We start from the raw sequence: 18,911 nt of genomic DNA on the forward strand, positions 1-18,911 counted from the left end.
GGGTGACAGCATGGCGATGCTTCTGGGCGATGTGGGCGGAACCAATGCGCGGATGGCGATCGCGCGCAACGGGTCCATCGACGCCGGCACGGTCACCCGCTTCAAGGGCGACGACTTTGCCAGCTTCGACGACGTGGTGCGCCAGTTCATGGCGGAACAGCACCAGCCCAACATCTCGTCCATGTGCATCGCCGTGGCGGGACCGGTCAGCGGCGGACGCGCGCGGCTGACCAACCGCGACTGGTCCTTTGACGAGGACAACCTGGCGCGGCTGACCGATGCCGACCAGGTGCGGCTGATCAACGACCTGTCGGCGCTTGGCTATTCCACCCCGTCGCTGGCGGGCGAACAGCTGGGCACGCTGCGCGCGGCCCCCGTGACCCGCGCCCGTAACGGGCAGGCGCTGGTCGTGGGCCTGGGCACGGGCTTCAACGTCTGCGCGGTGCGCGTGCTGCCCGGCGGCGCGATCACCGTCCTTGAGGCCGAGGAGGGGCACACCCATCTGCCCGCCAACATCATGGCCCGCCTGCAGGACCGCGTCGGCACCGACGCCGCGGCCGGCTTCTTTTCGACCGAGGAGACGTTCGCGGGCCGCGGCCTGTCGCGCCTGCACGCCGCGATGACCGGCACCGCCCCCATGCGCAGCGAGGACGTCGCCCGCGCCGCCGAGGCGGGCGATCCGGCGGCCGTCGCGACCTATGACCTGTTCGCCGAACTGGTCGGGCTGTTGTGCCGCGAACTGTCGCTGCGCTTCATGCCGCTGGAGGGGCTGTTCCTGGCCGGCAGCGTGGGCCGCAGCATCGCCGACCGGATGGCGCTGTTCGAACCGGCCTTCCTGGCGGAAAGCCACATGCGCCATATCCCTGAAAACACGCCGGTCTTTCTGATCCGCGACGATATGGCGGCGCTGCACGGCTGCCTGGCGGCCCTGAGCTAGGCTTCGCCGGTCCCGCAAAGGTTAACTGCCAATCCGGGAAAATCCCCAAAGATTGCTGGATTCGCCCCGTCGATCCTGTTTGAATTGCCGCAAGCAAAAAGACGGGGCAGGCGATGCGGGCATATCTTAGGGCGATCCTGGTGGCAGGGACGGCGCTTGGCGTGGCGGGTGCCGCGATGGCGCAAAGCAGCTCTCCGTTCTCGGGCCTGTTCGGCGGCAGCAGCGAATCCGAGGGGCCCGTCGCGCTGGACGTGCAGGTCGCCGGCGGGGACGAGGGGCTGACCCGCCAGATCCGCCAATCGCTGCTGCTGACCGGCGCGCTGAACGAGGATCGCACCACCGGACAGGACGTGCTGGCGGCCGCGCGCGGCGATTACGCCCGCATCCTGGGCCTGCTGTACGATCAGGGGTTCTACGACGGCGCCGTGACCATCACCCTGGACGGGGTCGAGGCCGCCGAGGTGGCGCCCCTGGACGCGCCCGCCCAGGTGTCCCGTGTCGTCGTGACCGTCGATCCCGGCCCGGTCTTCCGCTTCTCACGCGCCCAGATGGCCCCGGTGGCCCCCGGCACCGAGGTCCCGGACGAATACGCCACGGGCGAGATCGCGGGCACCGGCGTCATGCGCAGCACGGCCCTGGCGGGTGTGGACGGTTGGCGCGCCTATGGCCATGCCAAGGCCGATGTCGCCGACCAGCAGATCGTGGCCGATCACGACGCCGATCAGGTCGACAGCCGCATCGCCCTGTCACCCGGCCCGGCCGTCACCTTCGGGCGCATGTCCGTCAGCGGCAACCAGCGCCTGAACGAACGCCGCCTGCGCAAGATCGCCGGCTTCCCCGAGGGAGAGCGCTTCGACCCCCAGGAACTGGACACCGTCCGCCAGCGCCTGCGCCGCACCGGCGTGTTCTCGGCGATCACCCTGCAGGAGGCAGAGACGCTGAGCCCCGGCAACACGCTGGACGTGGACCTGGCCGTGGTCGAACAGCCCCCCCGGCGCATCGGGGCCGGCGCCGAGATCTCGACCACGGACGGGGCGCTGGTGTCGGCCTATTGGATGCACCGCAACCTGCTGGGCGGGGGCGAGCGTCTGCGCATCGACGGGCGGATCAAGGACATCGGATCCGAGACCAGCGACCGCGACGACGAGCTGACGATCCGTCTGGAACGCCCCGCCACGATCACCCCCGACACCACCGCCTATGTCGAGGCCGAGGTGGCCCAGATGCGCGAGGAGGATTACGACGAGGACCTGGCGACGTTGGGTTTCGGTCTGAACCACATCTTCAGCGATCGCCTGACCGCCGACGCGGCGCTGGAATACCAGTACTCGCGCGTCTTCGACGCCAACGGGCGCACCGACTTCAAGGTCCTGGCCCTGCCGATGGACGTGATCTGGGACCGCCGCGAGGATCAGAACAACGCCAAGCGCGGCTTCTATCTGTCCGCCGAGGTGACGCCCTTTGCCGGATTCGAGGATACCAGTTCCGGCATGCGCGCCCTGGCCGAGGGGCGGGCCTTCCGGTCGTTCGGCGCCGATGACCGGTTCACCCTGGCGGGCCGGGCGCGGGCGGGGTCGGTCTTTGGCAGCGAGCTTGCGACCACGCCGCGCAACTATCTGTTCTTCTCGGGCGGGGGCGGCACGGTGCGCGGCCATCCCTATCAGTCCCTGGGGGTCGAGGAGATCGCGGGCCCGGACGGCCCGATCAAGACCGGCGGCCTGTCGGTCGCCAGCGCCACGGCCGAATTCCGCGTCCAGGTGCGCGAGAAGATCGGCGTCGTGGCCTTTGCCGATTACGGCCAGGTCTGGACGGGCGACGCCTTCGGCGGCGAGGGCGACGATCATGCGGGCGCCGGTCTGGGCGTGCGCTATGACACGCCGATCGGTCCGCTGCGGTTCGACGTGGCCGGCCCGGTCAGCGGCGACACCGGCAACGGCGTGCAACTTTACCTTGGATTGGGGCAGGCATTCTGATGCGCAAGTTCTGGATCACCGCCTTTGTCGTCCTGTTCCCGATGGCCGTGCTGGGCCAAAGCGCCGCCGAGATCAGCGCCGAGGCCGACAGCGACCGCGGATTTCTGACCGGACTGCTGGAAAGCAACCTGTCCGGAGAGGGGCGCCAGGTGGTGATCGAGGGGTTCCAGGGCGCGCTGTCCTCGCGCGCGACCTTCACCGAACTGCGCATCTCGGACGAGGACGGCGCCTATCTGACCCTGCGCAACGGCGCGATCCAGTGGAACCGCAGCGCCCTGCTGCGCCGCCGGATCGAGATCGCGGAGCTGTCCGCCGACGAGATCCTGCTGCCCCGCCTGCCACAGTCGGACGAACCGGCCGTGCAGGCCGAGGCGCCGGTCTTTGCGCTGCCCGAACTGCCCGTGTCGCTGAACATCGAACAGATCCGCGCCGACCGCGTGATGCTGGGCGAGCCGGTGATCGGGGTCGAGGCCGCGCTGAGCATCTCGGGCGGCATCAGCCTTGAGGGGGGCGAGGGCACGGCCCAGCTGACCGTCGACCGCCTGGACGGCCCGCGCGGCCAGTTCGTGCTGGACGCTGGCTATGCCAACGAGACGCAGATCCTGCGCCTGAACCTGGGCCTGGACGAGGCCGCCGACGGTCTGCTGGCCAACCTTGTCGGCATCTATGACAAGCCCGCCCTGACTGCCCAGATCAGCGGCGAGGGCCAGATCCGCGATTTCGCCGCCGACATCCGTCTGGCCACGAACGGCCAGCCCCGCATCACCGGAAAGGTCAGCGCCAACGGCCAGACCGGCGCCGACGGCACCCCCGGCACCGGATTCCGGTTCCAGCTGGGCGGCGATGTCGCGTCGCTGCTGCGACCGCAGGACCGGGCCTTCTTTGGGCAGGACACCCAGCTGCTGGCCGAAGGCTGGCGGGCCGAGACTGGCCGCCTGGACATTCCGCGTCTGGACATCCGCACCGAGGCGCTGCGCATTGCCGGGTCGCTGTCGACGAACGACCAGTCCGCGCCCCAGCAGGCCAATCTGCAGGTGATGCTGGGCCGCGACGCGGGCGCCCCGCAGGTGCCCGTCCCGCTGCCCTTCGCGGGCGAGGGGGCGACGGTGGATTCCGGGCGGCTGACCTTTGACTATGACGCGGCGCAAAGCGACGGTTGGCGCCTGAACGGGGGCATCGGCGCGCTGAACCTGGACGGGGTGGCGCTTGGCGCGCTGGACCTGGCCGGGCGCGGCCAGATCTTCCTGGACGAGGGCGCCCTGTCCGAGGTCATCGGCGCCATCGACTTTGCCGCCCGCGATCTGGATTTTGACGACGCGTCCCTGGCCGAGGCCGTGGGCCCGCAGATCGAGGGGCGGACCGGGTTCAACTTTACCCCCGGCAACGCGGTCGACATCACGAACCTGCGGGTCCGCGGCGCGGATTACGGTCTGGACGGCAACTTCCTGGTCTCGGGCCTGGGCAGCGGCATCACGCTGTCGGTGGATGCAGGTGCCCGGTATACCGATCTGACGCGCCTGTCGGGCGTCGCGGGCCGGCCGCTGACCGGCAGCGCGGATGCCACGGTCGAGGGCTATTACGTCCTGCTGAACCGCAGCTTCGACATCGACGCGCGCGTGTCGGGCCGCGACATCGCGCTGGACCAGCCGCAGCTGGTCCGGCTGCTGGACGGCGAATCCACGATCCTGCTGCAGGCGCGCCGCGACGAGCTGGGCCTTGAGGTCGAGGATTTCCGCGTCAACGCCAGCCGCCTGACCGCGACCGCGCAGGGCCTGATCAACTCGACCTCCAGCAATCTGCGCGCGCAGGTGTCCATGCCGTCGCTGGCGGATGCCGGCCCAGAACTGGGCGGGTCGCTGGATGCCACGGCCGAGGTCACCGGACCGCAGAACCAGCGCCGCCTGACCCTGAACGGTCAGGCCCAGGATCTGCGCATCGGCATCGAGGCGCTGGACAATGCGCTGAGCGGGCAGACCGAGCTGACCGCCAGCGCGCTGCAGACGGCGCAGGGCTTTCAGCTGGAGGATTTCCGGCTGGCCAACCCGCAGCTGAGCGCGGATGCGCAGGGCAGCTTTGCCCAAGGCGCGCTGGACGCCGTCGCGCAGGTGGCGGTCGTTGACCTGTCCTCGATCCGCGCCGATTGGGCGGGCGGATTTCAGGCCCGCGCCACGCTGCGCGAGGAGGATGGCGCAAGGCTGATCGAGGTCACGGGCAGCGGGCAGGACCTGTCCCTGGGCGCGACGGGGGCGGATGGCGCGCTGACCGGGACGACCCAGCTGGCGCTGCAGGCGTCGGAACGCGACGGGGTCGTGACGATCACCGAGGGCCGGCTGACCAATGACCAGATGCGCGCGGTGGTGCAGGGAACCTATGGTCCGGGCGTCACCGATCTGACCGGCGACGTGAACGTCGCGTCGTTGGCGCCCTTCGGGCCGGGATGGCGCGGCAGCCTGCAGGCGCAGGGCAGCTTTGCCGAGGCCGGTGACGGCATCCGCAGGCTGGCCGTGACCGGGACCGGGCGCGACCTGTCCTTCGGCCAGGCGCAGGTGGACGGCGCCCTTGCGGGCGAGACGCGCCTGTCCGTGACCGGCACCGAACAGGGCGGCATCTTCACCATCGACACCGCGCAGGTCGAGAACCCGCGCCTGTCGGCCAGTGCCACCGGCCAGGTCGGCGCCGGGGCGACCGATGTCGCGGCCACGCTGAACGCGGGCGATCTGCGGTTCCTTGGCAACGGCATCAGCGGCGCGGTCCAAGCCGACGCGCGGCTGACCGATGACGGCACCACGCGCCGGATCGAGACCACCGGAACCGCCAGCGGCCTGTCCCTGGGCCAGCCGCGGATCGATCCGATCCTGGCAGGGCAGACCCGGTTCGATGTGGCCGCCAGCCAGGGGGCGCAGGGCATCTCGGTCCAGCGGCTGAACGTGACCAACCCGCAACTGCAGGTGACCGCGGACGGGGCGCCCGCGACGGGCATCAACCTGAACGCGCGGCTGGCCGATCTGGGACTGATCGTCCCCGAATTTCCGGGCGCCGTCGCGGTGACCGGAACCGTGCGCGAGGAGGGCCCGTCCTTTGCGGTCGACCTGCGCGCCACCGCGCCGGGCAGCACCGACCTGCGCATCGCGGGCACCGCCGCCCGCGACGGATCGACCGTCGATCTGGGCGTCAATGGCAGCGCGGATTCCGCGCTGGCCAACACGACCCTGCGGACCCGCAGCGTGTCGGGCCCGCTGGCGATCAACCTGCGTGTCCAGGGCGCCCCGTCGCTGCAGGCGGTGTCGGGACAGGTGCAGCTGACGAACGGCCAGCTGGCCGATCCGGGCCAGGGGGTGCGGCTGGACGGGATCGACGTCACCGCCGGGTTCAAGTCGGGGCGGCTGCAGATCGACGGGGCGGCCAACGTCTCGGCCGGGGGGCGGGTGACGCTGTCCGGGCCGGTGGACCTGACGAACGGGGCGACCGACATCTCGGTCGCGCTGGCGCAGGTCGTGCTGCGCGACCCGAACCTGTACCAGACGATCATCGACGGGCAGGTCCGCTTCAGCGGAACGGCCGCGACCGGCCAGACCTTGTCCGGCCGCATCGACCTGGGTGAGACCGAGATCCGAATCCCCTCGACCGGCCTGGGCGGCGCGCGGGCGATCCCCGACATCACCCATGTCGGCAACCAGCGCCCGCCGGTCCGCGCCACGCGCGCCAAGGCCGGGCTGGAGCCCTATCCCAGCCAGGCCTCGCGCGACGCGGGCATGTCGGGGCCGCCGGCCACGCCGGGACGGCCGCCGGCGCTGGACCTGGTCATCAACGCGCCCAACCGGGTGTTCATCCGCGGCCGCGGGATCGACGCGGAACTGGGCGGCGGCTTCCGCATCCAGGGCACCGCCCGCAACGCGATCCCCATCGGCAACCTGCAGCTGATCCGCGGCCGGGTCGACCTGCTGGGCAGTCGCTTCAACCTGACGGAGGGTCTGGTCGAGCTGCAGGGTAGCCTGATCCCCGTCATTCGCCTGGTCGCCGAGACCGAGCGCGACGAGATCACCACCCGCATCATCATCGACGGAGAGGTCCGCGACCCTGACATCACCTTCGAATCCTCTCCGGAACTGCCGCAGGAGGAGGTGCTGTCCCAGCTGCTGTTCGGGCGGGGGCTGGACAGCATCAGCCCGCTTCAGGCGGCACAGTTGGCCAATGCCATCGCGGTGCTGGCCGGGCGCGGCGGCGACGGGATCATCAGCAACCTGCGCGAAAGCGCGGGCCTGGACGACCTGGACCTGACGACCGACGACGAGGGCAACATCGAACTGCGTGCCGGACGCTATCTGTCCGAGAACGTCTATACCGACGTTTCGGTGGGCGAGGGAGGGCGGTCGTCGATCAACCTTAACCTGGACATCACGCAATCGCTGCGGGCGCGGGGATCGGTGGGCAGCGACGGGGGCAGCTCGCTTGGAGTGTTCTTCGAGCGCGACTACTGATCAGTCGGCGCCGATCGCACTGGACAGGGGGCGCGTGTCCTGGGGCAAGCCCTGGGACATCACCTGACCCGAAGCAATTCCGAATCGCAGCATCCGCCGCCCGCCCGACAGGATGGTGACGGTCCAGCCCAGCAGCTGGCCTTGGGGGCCGGCCATCGCGCCGCTGGCCCGCGGGGCATCGGCATGGTTCAGCGCGTCGCGCAGTGCCGCAAAGCCCCGCCCGGCGGGGGCCGCGGCCTCCCAGGTGGCGATGGCATCGGCCAGGCTTTCGGGCGGCGCGCCCCACAAGCCGCGATAGGCCTGGTTCGACAGGACCAGCTGGCCTGCGTCCGAAAAGACCACCAGCCCGTCCTCCAGCCCGTCCAAGACATGCGCGCCCAGCAGCAGCTCTGCCCGGAATTCGCGGGTCAGCGACATTTCGGAGGTGATGTTCTCGAACAGGAAGGCCACCGCGCCGTCGGGATGGGGGCGGCCGGTCACGCGATAGGTCTGACCGCCCGGCAGGGACCATGTCTCGACGTGGTGGCCGTTGGCGGCAGCGCTTTCCAGATTGGCCATGTGCTGTCGCCAGCTGCGATAGTCCTTGGGTTCGGGCACCATGCGCTGTTCGCGCAGCTGGTCCAGGAAATCGAACAGCGACGGCCGCGCGGTCAGGAAGCCCGTCGGCAGGTTAGTCAGGTCGATCAGCGCCGGGTTGAACAGCTGCAGGTTCCGGCCTTGGTCGAAGATCGCCAGCCCGATTGGCAGGTCGGCGAATGTCTTGGTCAGGGTCTGGACGAAATCGCGCAGGCTGCGTTCGGCGCGCACGGCGGCGTCCGCGGGCAGGGCGAACATCATCACCTCGTCGCCCATGCGGTGGCTGTGACAGTCGTACCAGGACACCGCGCCCTGATCCTCCAGTCCGGCGCGGCGGGTGGCGGTGCCCGCACCCGGCACGGGGCGCGGCGCGTCCAGCAGGCGGGGCAGGGGCCAACCAAGCGCCTCGTCGGACCGGGCCTCGGCACGGCGCAGATAGGCGGCGTTGGCCCAGGTTACGCGGTCCTCCTCATCCAGGCGCCAGACCAGCATCGGCGTCTGGTCCAGCGCGCCGCGCAGCAGGTCCAGCTCTTCCTCCATCGCCTGCAGGGACATCGAATCGACCACGATGCCCGCATGTTCGGCACCCGGATCGGTGACGCTGACGCGCCACAGCCGGTCGCCCAGATCCTCGGCTACAAGGCGCAGGGTCGCGCTGCCCCGCCCCTGCTGGCCCACCAGCTCGATCCGGCCAAGGCGGGGCAACATGGACAGGCGGTCGGGCGCGTCGGGAAAGCGCGGTCCGATCCAGCGCATCAGACGCAGCCAGTCGTCATCCGGCGCGCCCATCCGGTCCAGCAGCGCGCGGGCCGGCGCGGTCGCGTCGACCAGGCGCGCGGCGCGGAACAGGAACACCATCGGCTGCACCTTGCCGTCCAGCGCGTGGCCGGCCCGTGCCGCGCGGCCCTGTCCCGGTTGTCGGCGGTCCCAGACCCGGATCACCGCCGCCGCCAGAAGAACCGACGCCGTCCCGCACAGGACCGCCATCGCCACAAGACCTGCACCCTGAATGTCCACTGCCGACGCCCCCTTCCGTTCGATGGGACCATAATCCGGGCTTGATTAACAGGGCGTTAAGAAACTCAGGCGTCGAAGGTCGGATTGTGGGCCAGCGCGATCCGGTCATGCGCGCGGATGCGGTCCAGCGGCCAGCGCACCGACACCATGGCACCCGGCCCGCCATTGGCAAAGGTCAGCCGCGCGCCCGACCGTTCCAGCAGCGTCTTGGCGATGAACAGGCCCAGGCCCATCCCTTCGTAGCTGCCGCGCTGCGCCTCGGCGCGCCGGGTCAGATAGGGGTCGCCGATCCGTGACAGCAGATGCGGCGGATAGCCCGGCCCGTCATCGCGCACCGTGACGACCAGCGCGCCCTGCGTCACCTGGGTCTCGATCACGACGCGGCTTTCGGCGAAATCGACGGCGTTCTGGATCAGGTTGCGCAGCGCGTGGATGATGGCCGGATCGCGGTGGATCACCGGGCCTTCGGCATGGATCTCGATCAGGGGGCCGCGGTCCATGTGGGGCTGGGCGGCGTCCTCCAGCACGGCGCGCAGCGGGGCCGCGCGCATGTGCAGGTCGTCCTTGCCCGCGCGCCCCATGCTGCGCAGGATCGCCGCGCAGCGGTCGGCGCTGTCGCGCAGGGCGATGGCGTCTGCATGCAGGTCGGGGCGGTCGCGCAGCTCGTCCGCCAGTTCGCCGGCGATCAGCTTGATGGTGGCCAGGGGGGTGCCCATCTCGTGCGCGGCGGCCGCCACGACGCCGCCCAGATGCTGCAGACGCTGTTCGCGCGACAGGGCCATCTGGGTCGCGAACAGCGCGCCCGAGGTGTCCGACAGTTCCGCCGTCACCCGATGCGCGTAGCCCGCAAAGAACACCACGCCGATGACCAGTGCGACCCAGTGGCCGACGGCCAGGATCGGCTCCATCCGCAGGATCTGGCCGTCCGGATCGCGCAGCGGCAGCCCGAAGACCGCCGCGACCGAGATCAGCGCCACCGTGGCCAGCCCCAGGGCCAGCACCTGCCGCGCGTTCAGCGACGCGGCCGCGATCGTGACCGGCGCCAGCACCAGCAGCGCGAAGGGATTGGCCATCCCCCCGGTCAGCGCCATCAGCGTCGAGATCTGGACCAGGTCGAAGGACAGCTGCCGCACCGCGCGCCCAGGAGAGGTCCGTTTGTGCGGGCGCAAAAACAGCCACAGGTTCATGGTGATCGACGCCGCGATCAGCAGGATGATCGGCGTCTTGACGAAGCCGATGCCCATCATCCACGCGACGATGACAGCGGCCATCTGCCCGCCGATGGCGAACCAGCGCAACAGCACCAGCGTGCGCATGCGGATCGGTTCGGCCTTGGGGGTGTCGATCGGCCGCGACATGGCCTTGTGCAGGTCGGGATCGGCGATGTCGTCGGGGGCTGTGGATGTGGACATCGTCGACCCTTGCTGCGACATTGCCCGATCTTGATACCCGCGCGCCGATGGACGATCAATGCGGGCATTTGACACGCGAAGGAGGCCCGCCAATGACGGACCGGAAAATCCTGCTGATCGGCACTGCGGCCGCCATCGGCGTGCTGGCGGGCGGGGCGCTGTTCCTGACCATGCGTCCGGGCGACGACCAGTTCGTGCAATGCAGCAGCAGCAGCGTCGCGGGGGGCATGGACGCCTTTGGCACGCCCTTCACCCTGACGCGCGACGACGGCCAGCGTGTCACCGACCAGGATGTCTTCGACAAGCCGACGCTTCTCTATTTCGGCTATACCTTCTGCCCCGACGTCTGCCCCCTGGACAGCGCCCGCAACGCCGAGGCCGAGGCGCTGCTGACAGCGGCCGGAGAGGATGTGCAGACCGTCTTTGTCACCGTCGATCCCCGCCGCGACACCCCCGAGGTTCTGGCGGACTATACCGAATTGTTTTCCGACCGCATGATCGGCCTGACCGGCAGCGACGAGGAGATTGCCGCCGTAAACAAGGGCTGGCGCAATTACTTCAAGCTGAATGACGAAGAGGATCAGGAATATTATCTGGTCGATCACATGACAAATACCTATCTGGTGATGCCCGGCGGAAAGACGGTCGAATTCTTTTCCCGCGAAACCACCCCCGAACAGATTGCCGAGACCGTCGCCTGTTATGCCGATGCCTCTGCATAAGGCAGTTTGTCGCATGGGGTTTGATATTGCCCGCGCGACTGCCCATTTGCCGTTAAATTCCGTGAAAAGGCCAACAGATGGATCAGTTGAACGCTCAAATCGGCCCCGACGCCTCGCTGCTGCTGGTCGACGATGACGAGATCTTCGTGACCCGCCTGGCGCGCGCGATGGAAAAGCGCGGGTTTCAGCCGGAAACCTCGCTGACCGTGGCCGGTGCGATGCGCCTGATCGAACGTCGTGCGCCCGCCTACGCGGTCGTGGACCTGCGTTTGGAGGACGGGAACGGCCTTGACGTGGTCGAGGCGCTGCGCGAACGGCGCGCCGATGCCCGCATCATCGTCCTGACCGGATACGGCGCCATCGCCACGGCCGTCGCCGCGGTGAAGATGGGTGCCACAGATTATCTGGCAAAGCCCGCCGACGCGAATGACGTGACATCCGCATTGCTGTCCAGCGGTGAATTGCTGCCGCCGCCACCGGAAAACCCGATGTCCGCAGATCGCGTGCGGTGGGAGCATATTCAACGCGTCTATGAGCAATGCGAGCGTAATGTCAGTGAAACCGCGCGCCGATTGCATATGCATCGCCGCACATTGCAGCGTATTCTGGCAAAACGCGGACCACGCTGACGATTTAAATATATTGAACGTTTAAAAAAACGGTCTATATTAGATGGGGATTAACATTCTCTATATAGAAACCGGAACCAATGAGCATCGATTTCGACACCATGTCCCTCAAGGAAATGCGCGACCTGCGGACCAAGCTGGATCGCGCGATCAACTCCTATGAGGACCGCAAGCGGCGCGAAGCCCTGACGGCCATCGAGGAAGCCGCGCGCGAGCATGGCTTCAACCTGTCCGAGCTGACCGGCGCCAAGACGCGCAAGTCCGGGACCGTCGCCCCGAAATACGCCAACCCGCAGGACCCGACGATGACCTGGACGGGTCGCGGCCGCAAACCGCGTTGGGTGCAGGAATGCCTGGAAAGCGGCAAGGAGCTGGACGATCTGCTGATCTGATCCACGCATCGCCGACGTGATCGACAGGGGGTCCTTGCGGCCCCCTTTTGCGTATCAGCGTGTCTTGTCGATCAGGGCGATCAGCTGTGCGAACCGTTCAAGATACGCGGCCCGTGTCTGGGCGGGCGGGCGCAGGGTGATCTGCAGGTCTGGCAGCATCTGCGCCTCGGGGACGGGGAAAAGACGCCGCGCTTCGGGCAGGGCAAAGCCTGCGATGGTCACGGCCTCCAGGCGGGCGGACACGCGGTCGGCGGCCTTGATGCGCCGCTTGACCGTCACGGGCAGCGTCGCGGGCAGGCCGAACCGACGGTGGATGGCCGAGGCCAGCCGTTCGTCCATCGCCCCGTATTCCCGCCCCAATGCCGCCTTGACCGGAGAGATCATGTCCCCGATCACGTATTCCGGCGCATCATGCAGCAGGGCCGCCAGCTGCCAGCAGGGATCGCTGCCGGGGTTCAGCCCGTCGAAGATCTGTTCCACCAGCAACGAATGTTCGGCCACCGAATAGGGCCAGTCGCCGCGCGTCTGGCCGTTCCAGCGTGCGACGAAGGCCAGACCGTGGGCGATGTCCTCGATCTCGATGTCGAAGGGCGTCGGGTCCAGCAGGTCCAGCCTGCGGCCCGACAGCATCCGCTGCCAGGCACGCGATGCGGGCTTGGCCATCGGGCCTTAGGACAGGCGCTGATCGGCGGGTGCCGCCTGCGCGGTCTGGGCGCGGCGCGCCAGTTCCTGGCGATACAGCGCCACGAAATCGACCGGGTCCATGTTGAACGCCGGGAATCCCCCGTCGCGGGTCATGTCCGAGATGATGCGACGCACATAGGGGAACAGCATCCGCGGGCATTCGATCATCAGGAAGGGGTGCAGCTGATCCTGCGGCACGCCCTCGATCTGGAACACCCCGCCATAGTCCAGCTCCGCCAGGAACAGCGTCGCGCCGTCGCCCTTGTTGGTCGAGGTGACGCGGTACTTGGTGATCACCTCGAACTGGGTGTCGCTGCCGCGCTTGCGGGCGTCCAGGCTGACCTGGACGGTGATCTCGGGCTGGACCTCGCCCTGGGGTGCGCCCTTCTGGGCCACGGCGTTCTCGAAGGACAGGTCGCGGATGAACTGTGCCATGATCTGCATGCGCGGCTGTGCCGCTGCTGCGGGCTGTGCGCCGTTCTGCGGGGTTTCTTCGGCCATGGTCCTACCTTTGTGATGCGGATTTGTCCCAGCTTGTAGCAGGCCGGCCGCCTGCCCTCAATGCCGGGTCCAGCCCGACCCGCGTCCCGGCCGCGAGGGGCCCGTGTCGTCGGTGTCCAGCGGCAGATCGACGGGCGGACGGCGGTCGTCCTCGTCGGCCACGACGAATTCGCCGTCGATCACGCCCTTGTCATAGGGCGGGCGATGCGGGTCGCGGCGCATCGTCGCAGCATGCATCTGGACCCGCGATGCGCGAACGCGGCGCGCAAGCTGCGCCATCAGCATCGTCCGGACCGCGGGGATCAACAGCAGCAGACCCAAGGAATCGCTGAAGAACCCCGGCAGCAGCAGCAGCAGGCCCGCGGCGATGATCATCGCGCCATGCGCCAGCGGGCGTGACGGATCGCGCATCTCGGCCAGGCTGCGCTGGATCTGCATGCCGGCCCGCGCACCCTGGCTGCGCATGATGGCGACGCCGGCCACCGCCGACAGCAGCACCAGCGCCAGCGTGGGCCACAGGCCGATCAGGCCCCCGACCTGGATGAACAGCGCGATCTCGATGATCGGCACCACCAGAAACATGGCGATCAGCCGCATGTGAATTCCCCTTCCTGCCGGCGCGGAAACTGGACTTGCGCCGAGGCACTCCCTACATAATGCACAGACCGCCCGATACCAACGACCCGTTATGACCCAGAGGTTGCCTGCATGTCCAACCCGCTTCTTCAGCTGATCGTCCTTGCCGGGATCGCGATCTTCCTGATCCTACGGCTGAAAAACGTGCTGGGGACGCGTGACGGCTTTGAGCCGCCGCAGGTCGACCAGCCGACGGCCAGCACCACGCCCGCCCGTTTCGAGGTGATCGAGGGGTCCGCCGAAGAGGTCGATCACGACATCCTGGACCATGCCGAGGCCGGCGGTGCCGCGGCCAAGGCGCTGGCCGCGATGAAACGGGTCGAACCGTCGTTCGGGCTGCGCGATTTCCTGGGCGGTGCCCGCAGCGCCTATGAGATGATCCTGATGGCCTTCGAACGGGGCGATCTGACCGAGGTGCGCCCGTTCCTGTCCGATCCCGTGGCAGAGGCGTTCCAGTCGGTGATCGACCAGCGCGTTGCCAACGGCCAGACGGTCGAGGCGACCTATCTGGGTACCCGCGACACCAAGCTGGCCGCGGCGGAGTTCGACCCCGCGACCGGTCTTGCCGAGATCTCGATCCGATTCGTCGGAGAGTTGATCGCCGCGACCCGAGACGCCGACGGCACGGTGATCGATGGCGATCCCAAGGCTTCGCGCAAGCAGAAGGACACCTGGACCTTTGCGCGCCGCATGGGCCAGGATGATCCGAACTGGCAGCTTGTCGCGACAAGCTGATGCGCCGGCGCAGGGGCCTGACGCCCGAAGACCGGGACCTGTGGTCCCGCGTCGCCCGAACCGCAGAGCCGCTTGACCCCAAGCGCAAAGGACAGGCCGCCGATCTGGCGGCCTTTTCCGCATTCGTCGCACCGCCCGCGGTCGCCCCGGCCGCCGCACCGCCGCAGCCGCAGGCGATGCCCCGGTTCCGCATCGGTCAGGCGGCCAAGCCCGCCACCCCCGTCGTCGCGCGCCCTCAGACCCCGGCCGAACGTCTGGCCCAAGCCGGGCTGCGAATGGATGCCCGCACGCATCGCAAGATGAGCCAGGGCAAGCTGCGCCCCGAGGCCCGTCTGGACCTGCACGGGCTGACGCTGGCCGCGGCGGGACCAGAACTGCTGCGGTTCATCCTGTCCTGCCATGCGTCAGGGCTGCGGCTGGTGCTGGTCATCACGGGCAAGGGGCGGGGCGACCACGGCCCGCTGCCGACGCGGCCCGGCGCACTGCGCCATCAGGTGCCCTATTGGCTGCACAGCCCGCCCCTGGCGGCGGTGGTCCAGCAGGTGACGACCGCGCATTTCCGTCATGGCGGCGACGGCGCCTATTACGTCTATCTGCGCAGGCCGCAATGAAAGACGCCCCCCGAAATCGGGGGGCGCTGGCGTCAGGTCAGTGTGGTCGCGTCAAAGCCTGACGTTGGACTTGGGTCCGGCAAAGTACCAGATGATCAGGCCGACCACCGGCAGGATCACGATCAGCAGAATCCACAGGATCTTGGACTTGTTGCTGGCATTGGTGTTGATGATCTGCGCGATCGCCCAGACATCCAGTGCAAAGATGATGACGCTGAAAAGCCAACCCATGTGATCCGTCCCCTGTTGTGTTCAGCCAGCCAACACCACAGGCTGGCCGCAGGTTCCCCCGTTCACAGCACGTAGCGCGACAGGTCGGTCGACCGCGACAGATCGCCCAGATGGCGTTCCACGAAATCGGCATCGACGCTGACCGACTGGCCGCTGCGGTCCGGGGCGGTGAAGGACAGCTCCTCGAACACCCGCTCGATCACGGTGTACAACCGGCGTGCCCCGATGTTCTCCACGGATGCGTTCACCTCGGCCGCGATGCGGGCCAGCGAGGCGATGCCGTCCTGGGTGAAATCGACGGTCACGCCCTCGGTCTGCATCAGCGCGGTGTACTGGCGCGTCAGGGCGTTGTCGGTCTCGGTCAGGATGCGGATGAAATCCTCCTCGGTCAGGGCGCGCAGTTCGACCCGGATCGGCAGGCGGCCTTGCAATTCGGGCAGCAGGTCCGACGGCTTGGCCACATGGAACGCGCCCGAGGCGATGAACAGGATGTGGTCCGTCTTGACCGCGCCGTATTTCGTGCTGACCGTCGTGCCCTCGATCAACGGCAGCAGGTCGCGCTGGACGCCCTCGCGGCTGACATCGCCGCCGCGCGCCTCGGCACGGGCGCAGACCTTGTCGATCTCGTCGATGAAGACGATGCCGTTCTGCTGCACGGCCTCCAGCGCGGTCGCCTTGACCGCATCGTCGTCCAACAGCTTGTCGGCCTCCTCGGCGATCAGAAGCTCATAGCTTTCCGCCACCGTCACCTTGCGGCGCACCTTGCGGCCGCCGAAGGCCTTCATCAGACCCGACAGATCCATCATCCCGCCCAAGGGCTGGCCCGGCTGGCCCGGCATCTCCATCCCGCCAAGCGGGTTGGAATTGTCCTGGACCTCCAGCTCGATCACCGTGTCGTCCAGCTCTCCGCGCTTCAGCTTGTCGCGGAACATCTGGCGGGTGCCGTCGCGGGCGTCCTTGCCGGCCAGCGCCTCGACGACACGCTCCTCGGCGGCCTTGTGGGCACGGGCCTTGACCGCCTCGCGCATCCGCTCGCGCGTGTCGATCATGGCGGCGTCCGTCAGGTCGCGGATGATCTGTTCGACATCGCGACCGACATAGCCCACTTCGGTGAACTTGGTCGCTTCCACCTTGATGAAGGGCGCGTTGGCCAGCTTGGCCAGGCGGCGGCTGATCTCGGTCTTGCCGACACCGGTCGGTCCGATCATCAGGATGTTCTTGGGATACACCTCGTCGCGCAGGTCGTCGTCTAGCTGCTTGCGGCGCCAGCGGTTGCGCAGGGCCACGGCGACGGCGCGCTTGGCATCGCTCTGCCCGATGATGAACCGGTCCAGTTCGGATACGATCTCGCGGGGGGTCAGGTCACTCATGTCGTTCTCCACGGGGTCCGGCGCCGTGCACCGCGCGCCCCTTCTTCTTTGTCCAAATACCCATCAACCGATGGTTTCGACCGTCAGACGCCCGTTGGTATAGACGCAGATGTCGGCCGCGATCTGCATGGCCTTGCGCGCGATCGCCTCGGCATCCAGATCGCTCTCCAGCAACCCCCGCGCCGCGGCCAGGGCAAAGTTTCCGCCCGACCCGATGGCCGCCACGTCATGCTCGGGCTCCAGCACGTCGCCCGCTCCGGTCACCACCAGCAGGTCGGTCCCGTCGGTCACGATCAGCATGGCCTCCAGGTTGCGCAGGTACTTGTCCATGCGCCAATCCTTGGCCAGATCCACGCAGGCGCGCTGCAGCTGTCCGGGCGCGGCCTCCAGCTTCTTCTCCAGCCGTTCCAGCAGGGTGAAGGCATCGGCGGTCGATCCGGCAAAGCCCACGACCACGTCGCGCCCGCCGGGGGCCAGGCGGCGCACCTTGCGCGCGCTGCCCTTCATCACGGTCGGACCGACGCTGACCTGCCCATCGCCCGCCACGACCACCTTGCCGCCCCGGCGGACCGCCAGGATCGTGGTGCCATGCCAGCCGGGAAACTTGTCATCAGCCATTGCGCGCTCCGTTCTGTCTACGTTGGGGCAGCAGATATGGACGCCCCGCCCGGCTTGCAACCCGTTGAAAACCGTCCGGTCCCCCCCTAGCGTCGCGCCATGAGCGATCTGCTGCTGACCGTATATCTGCATCCGCCCGTCCTGCAGACCGCGCAGGCGGGCAAGCTGGGCATCCTGAACCGCATCCGCGCGCTGCTGGAACCCCGGGGCTGGCAGATCCGCATCGCGCGGTCCGGCCCCGATGCGCGCGCGCAGGCTCCCGACCGCCCCGGCCATGCGCTGTTCAACATGGAACGTCCGACCCATGACCACGCGCTGACCTTTCGCCTCGCCTATCACTATCCCTACTGGCGGCTGGAGCGGGTGGCCGAACGCTGGCGCTGGCCCATCGCGCAGGCCTCGTTCGATCCCGCCCGGATCGAGGACGGTGCCGCGCACAACTTTGCCCGCCGCCTGCGCGACCGCGTGCTGCCGGGGCCGGAGCCGGTGCGGGGCGATCACATCCTGATCCCGCTGCAGGGCCACATCCGCCGCCAGCGCAGCTTTCAGTCGGCCAGCCCCGTCCAGATGATCCGCGCCGCCGCCCGCACGGGCCGGCCCTGCATCGCGACCCTGCACCCCAAGGAGGTCTATGACGATGCCGACCGCGCGGCCCTGGACCGCCTGGCCCGCGATCATCCGAACCTGACCATCGGCGGTGACACGGGCGCGCGCCTGCGCGACTGCGCCTTCGTCGTGACCCAGAACAGCGGGGTGGGCTTCGACGGGCTGATCCTGGGCAAGCCCGTCGTGCTGTTCGCCCTGTCGGATTATCATCACGTCACGCTGAACGCGGGGCACCTGGGCGCCGACCGCGCCGTGGCGATGGCGGCGGACCACGCACCCCCGACCGCGAAATTCCTGGACTGGTTCCTGCGCCGCACCAGCCTGGACATGATGGCGCCCGATGCCGACGACCGCCTGCTGGCGGCCATGAAAAAAGGCGGCTGGCCCGTCTGAGGCGCCGCTGCCTTTCGCACAAATCAGGCAGAGATCAGACGGATTCGTCGATCCAGCTTTTCAGCGCGGCCTTGGGGGCGGCGCCCATGCGGTTCGACACGACCTCTCCGCCCTTGAACATGAACAGGGCGGGGATGCCGCGCACGCCCAGGGCCGCGGCCTGTTCGGGGTTCTCGTCGACGTTGATCTTCACGATCTTGATCTTGCCGGCATATTCGTCGGAAAGCTCTTCCAGGGCGGGGCCAATCTGCTTGCAGGGGCCGCACCATTCGGCCCAGAAATCGACGATCACGGGGGTGTCGGCCTGACGCACTTCAGCGTCGAATTCAGCGTCGTTCACATGCACGGTGGCCATGTTCGGGCTCCTTTTGGGGATGGGCCGGACGGGCC

18 protein-coding genes are annotated in these 18,911 nt (G+C 68.4%); 9 read left to right on the top strand and 9 right to left on the bottom strand.

Features of this window, described 5'->3' with window-relative positions; all coding sequences use genetic code 11:
- Positions 1 to 10 precede the first annotated feature (10 nt).
- From TW83_RS06330 to TW83_RS06340, 3 genes are all read left to right on the top strand, one after another.
- A complete protein-coding gene (locus TW83_RS06330; RefSeq protein ID WP_045981929.1) occupies positions 11 to 937 on the top strand; it encodes a glucokinase in 927 nt (308 codons plus the stop codon).
- A gap of 113 nt (positions 938 to 1,050) precedes the next feature.
- Positions 1,051 to 2,910, top strand: a complete 1,860-nt coding sequence (locus TW83_RS06335; protein WP_045981930.1) for an autotransporter assembly complex family protein — start codon at positions 1,051 to 1,053, stop codon at positions 2,908 to 2,910.
- On the top strand, positions 2,910 to 7,388 hold the full coding sequence (locus tag TW83_RS06340; RefSeq protein WP_045981931.1) for a translocation/assembly module TamB domain-containing protein: 4,479 nt from the start codon (positions 2,910 to 2,912) through the stop codon (positions 7,386 to 7,388). Before TW83_RS06335 ends, TW83_RS06340 begins: the two co-directional genes overlap by 1 nt.
- On the opposite strand, the gene TW83_RS06345 is transcribed toward TW83_RS06340, so the two are convergent.
- Positions 7,389 to 8,981: a PAS-domain containing protein gene (locus TW83_RS06345; RefSeq protein WP_239441295.1), complete on the bottom strand. Its 1,593-nt coding sequence runs from the start codon at positions 8,979 to 8,981 to the stop codon at positions 7,389 to 7,391.
- 65 nt (positions 8,982 to 9,046) lie between these two features.
- Positions 9,047 to 10,393: an ActS/PrrB/RegB family redox-sensitive histidine kinase gene (locus TW83_RS06350; protein ID WP_239441296.1), complete on the bottom strand. Its 1,347-nt coding sequence runs from the start codon at positions 10,391 to 10,393 to the stop codon at positions 9,047 to 9,049.
- Between the two features lie 92 nt (positions 10,394 to 10,485).
- Here TW83_RS06350 and TW83_RS06355 point away from each other — a divergent pair, with 92 nt between their 5' ends.
- From TW83_RS06355 to TW83_RS06365, 3 genes are all read left to right on the top strand, one after another.
- Positions 10,486 to 11,115: an SCO family protein gene (locus TW83_RS06355; RefSeq protein ID WP_045981933.1), complete on the top strand. Its 630-nt coding sequence runs from the start codon at positions 10,486 to 10,488 to the stop codon at positions 11,113 to 11,115.
- A gap of 77 nt (positions 11,116 to 11,192) precedes the next feature.
- The gene (locus TW83_RS06360) at positions 11,193 to 11,744 is read left to right on the top strand and encodes an ActR/PrrA/RegA family redox response regulator transcription factor (RefSeq protein WP_042252328.1); all 552 of its coding nucleotides are present in this window, start codon (positions 11,193 to 11,195) and stop codon (positions 11,742 to 11,744) included.
- A gap of 80 nt (positions 11,745 to 11,824) precedes the next feature.
- Complete coding sequence (locus tag TW83_RS06365) at positions 11,825 to 12,136, top strand: H-NS histone family protein (protein WP_045981934.1); 312 nt, start codon at positions 11,825 to 11,827, stop codon at positions 12,134 to 12,136.
- Positions 12,137 to 12,190: 54 nt separating this feature from the next.
- On the opposite strand, the gene TW83_RS06370 is transcribed toward TW83_RS06365, so the two are convergent.
- Genes TW83_RS06370 through TW83_RS06380 form a run of 3 tightly spaced genes read right to left on the bottom strand, consistent with a single transcriptional unit; the run spans position 12,191 to position 13,918 of the window.
- Entirely contained in the window at positions 12,191 to 12,799 is a 609-nt protein-coding gene (locus TW83_RS06370) for an HD family hydrolase (RefSeq protein WP_045981935.1), read from the bottom strand.
- A 6-nt stretch (positions 12,800 to 12,805) separates the two neighbouring features.
- Complete coding sequence (secB, locus tag TW83_RS06375; RefSeq protein ID WP_045981936.1) at positions 12,806 to 13,321, bottom strand: protein-export chaperone SecB; 516 nt, start codon at positions 13,319 to 13,321, stop codon at positions 12,806 to 12,808.
- A gap of 57 nt (positions 13,322 to 13,378) precedes the next feature.
- Positions 13,379 to 13,918, bottom strand: coding sequence for an FxsA family protein (locus TW83_RS06380; protein WP_045981937.1), 540 nt, complete (start codon positions 13,916 to 13,918; stop codon positions 13,379 to 13,381).
- A 111-nt stretch (positions 13,919 to 14,029) separates the two neighbouring features.
- On the opposite strand from TW83_RS06380, the gene TW83_RS06385 reads away from it, so the two are divergent.
- Positions 14,030 to 14,692 carry a Tim44/TimA family putative adaptor protein gene (locus TW83_RS06385; RefSeq protein WP_045981938.1) on the top strand — a complete coding sequence of 221 codons (663 nt, stop codon included), beginning with the start codon at positions 14,030 to 14,032 and terminating at the stop codon, positions 14,690 to 14,692.
- Positions 14,692 to 15,303: a Smr/MutS family protein gene (locus TW83_RS06390; protein ID WP_045981939.1), complete on the top strand. Its 612-nt coding sequence runs from the start codon at positions 14,692 to 14,694 to the stop codon at positions 15,301 to 15,303. Before TW83_RS06385 ends, TW83_RS06390 begins: the two co-directional genes overlap by 1 nt.
- A gap of 51 nt (positions 15,304 to 15,354) precedes the next feature.
- Here TW83_RS06390 and TW83_RS06395 read toward each other — a convergent pair whose 3' ends face one another.
- The 3 genes from TW83_RS06395 to hslV all read right to left on the bottom strand — a co-directional run bounded on the left by TW83_RS06395 (position 15,355) and on the right by hslV (position 17,522).
- Positions 15,355 to 15,534 (bottom strand): PLDc N-terminal domain-containing protein, encoded by a 180-nt coding sequence (locus TW83_RS06395; RefSeq protein WP_045981940.1) that lies wholly within the window; start codon positions 15,532 to 15,534, stop codon positions 15,355 to 15,357.
- Between the two features lie 62 nt (positions 15,535 to 15,596).
- Positions 15,597 to 16,904 carry an ATP-dependent protease ATPase subunit HslU gene (gene hslU, locus TW83_RS06400; protein ID WP_045981975.1) on the bottom strand — a complete coding sequence of 436 codons (1,308 nt, stop codon included), beginning with the start codon at positions 16,902 to 16,904 and terminating at the stop codon, positions 15,597 to 15,599.
- A gap of 63 nt (positions 16,905 to 16,967) precedes the next feature.
- Positions 16,968 to 17,522 (bottom strand): ATP-dependent protease subunit HslV, encoded by a 555-nt coding sequence (gene hslV, locus TW83_RS06405; RefSeq protein ID WP_045981941.1) that lies wholly within the window; start codon positions 17,520 to 17,522, stop codon positions 16,968 to 16,970.
- Positions 17,523 to 17,621: 99 nt separating this feature from the next.
- Between hslV and TW83_RS06410 the strand changes: the two genes are divergently transcribed.
- Positions 17,622 to 18,521 (top strand): hypothetical protein, encoded by a 900-nt coding sequence (locus TW83_RS06410; protein WP_045981942.1) that lies wholly within the window; start codon positions 17,622 to 17,624, stop codon positions 18,519 to 18,521.
- A 34-nt stretch (positions 18,522 to 18,555) separates the two neighbouring features.
- Here TW83_RS06410 and trxA read toward each other — a convergent pair whose 3' ends face one another.
- Positions 18,556 to 18,876: a thioredoxin gene (gene trxA / locus TW83_RS06415; RefSeq protein ID WP_042251409.1), complete on the bottom strand. Its 321-nt coding sequence runs from the start codon at positions 18,874 to 18,876 to the stop codon at positions 18,556 to 18,558.
- Between the last annotated feature and the right edge of the window lie 35 nt (positions 18,877 to 18,911).

The organism is Paracoccus sp. S4493 (assembly GCF_000967735.1).
In the GTDB taxonomy this organism is placed as follows: domain Bacteria; phylum Pseudomonadota; class Alphaproteobacteria; order Rhodobacterales; family Rhodobacteraceae; genus Paracoccus; species Paracoccus marcusii.

What these genes read in the sequence shown, in the direction of transcription:
- TW83_RS06370 (WP_045981935.1), bottom strand. Translation starts at nt 12,799, where the DNA reads ATGGCCAAGCCCGCATCGCGTGCCTGGCAGCGGATGCTGTCGGGCCGC.
- secB (WP_045981936.1), bottom strand. Translation starts at nt 13,321, where the DNA reads ATGGCCGAAGAAACCCCGCAGAACGGCGCACAGCCCGCAGCAGCGGCA.
- TW83_RS06390 (WP_045981939.1), top strand. Translation starts at nt 14,692, where the DNA reads ATGCGCCGGCGCAGGGGCCTGACGCCCGAAGACCGGGACCTGTGGTCC.
- TW83_RS06355 (WP_045981933.1), top strand. Translation starts at nt 10,486, where the DNA reads ATGACGGACCGGAAAATCCTGCTGATCGGCACTGCGGCCGCCATCGGC.
- TW83_RS06410 (WP_045981942.1), top strand. Translation starts at nt 17,622, where the DNA reads ATGAGCGATCTGCTGCTGACCGTATATCTGCATCCGCCCGTCCTGCAG.
- hslU (WP_045981975.1), bottom strand. Translation starts at nt 16,904, where the DNA reads ATGAGTGACCTGACCCCCCGCGAGATCGTATCCGAACTGGACCGGTTC.
- TW83_RS06360 (WP_042252328.1), top strand. Translation starts at nt 11,193, where the DNA reads ATGGATCAGTTGAACGCTCAAATCGGCCCCGACGCCTCGCTGCTGCTG.
- trxA (WP_042251409.1), bottom strand. Translation starts at nt 18,876, where the DNA reads ATGGCCACCGTGCATGTGAACGACGCTGAATTCGACGCTGAAGTGCGT.
- TW83_RS06385 (WP_045981938.1), top strand. Translation starts at nt 14,030, where the DNA reads ATGTCCAACCCGCTTCTTCAGCTGATCGTCCTTGCCGGGATCGCGATC.
- TW83_RS06350 (WP_239441296.1), bottom strand. Translation starts at nt 10,393, where the DNA reads ATGTCCACATCCACAGCCCCCGACGACATCGCCGATCCCGACCTGCAC.
- TW83_RS06365 (WP_045981934.1), top strand. Translation starts at nt 11,825, where the DNA reads ATGAGCATCGATTTCGACACCATGTCCCTCAAGGAAATGCGCGACCTG.
- TW83_RS06340 (WP_045981931.1), top strand. Translation starts at nt 2,910, where the DNA reads ATGCGCAAGTTCTGGATCACCGCCTTTGTCGTCCTGTTCCCGATGGCC.
- TW83_RS06335 (WP_045981930.1), top strand. Translation starts at nt 1,051, where the DNA reads ATGCGGGCATATCTTAGGGCGATCCTGGTGGCAGGGACGGCGCTTGGC.
- hslV (WP_045981941.1), bottom strand. Translation starts at nt 17,522, where the DNA reads ATGGCTGATGACAAGTTTCCCGGCTGGCATGGCACCACGATCCTGGCG.
- TW83_RS06330 (WP_045981929.1), top strand. Translation starts at nt 11, where the DNA reads ATGGCGATGCTTCTGGGCGATGTGGGCGGAACCAATGCGCGGATGGCG.
- TW83_RS06395 (WP_045981940.1), bottom strand. Translation starts at nt 15,534, where the DNA reads ATGGGTTGGCTTTTCAGCGTCATCATCTTTGCACTGGATGTCTGGGCG.
- TW83_RS06380 (WP_045981937.1), bottom strand. Translation starts at nt 13,918, where the DNA reads ATGCGGCTGATCGCCATGTTTCTGGTGGTGCCGATCATCGAGATCGCG.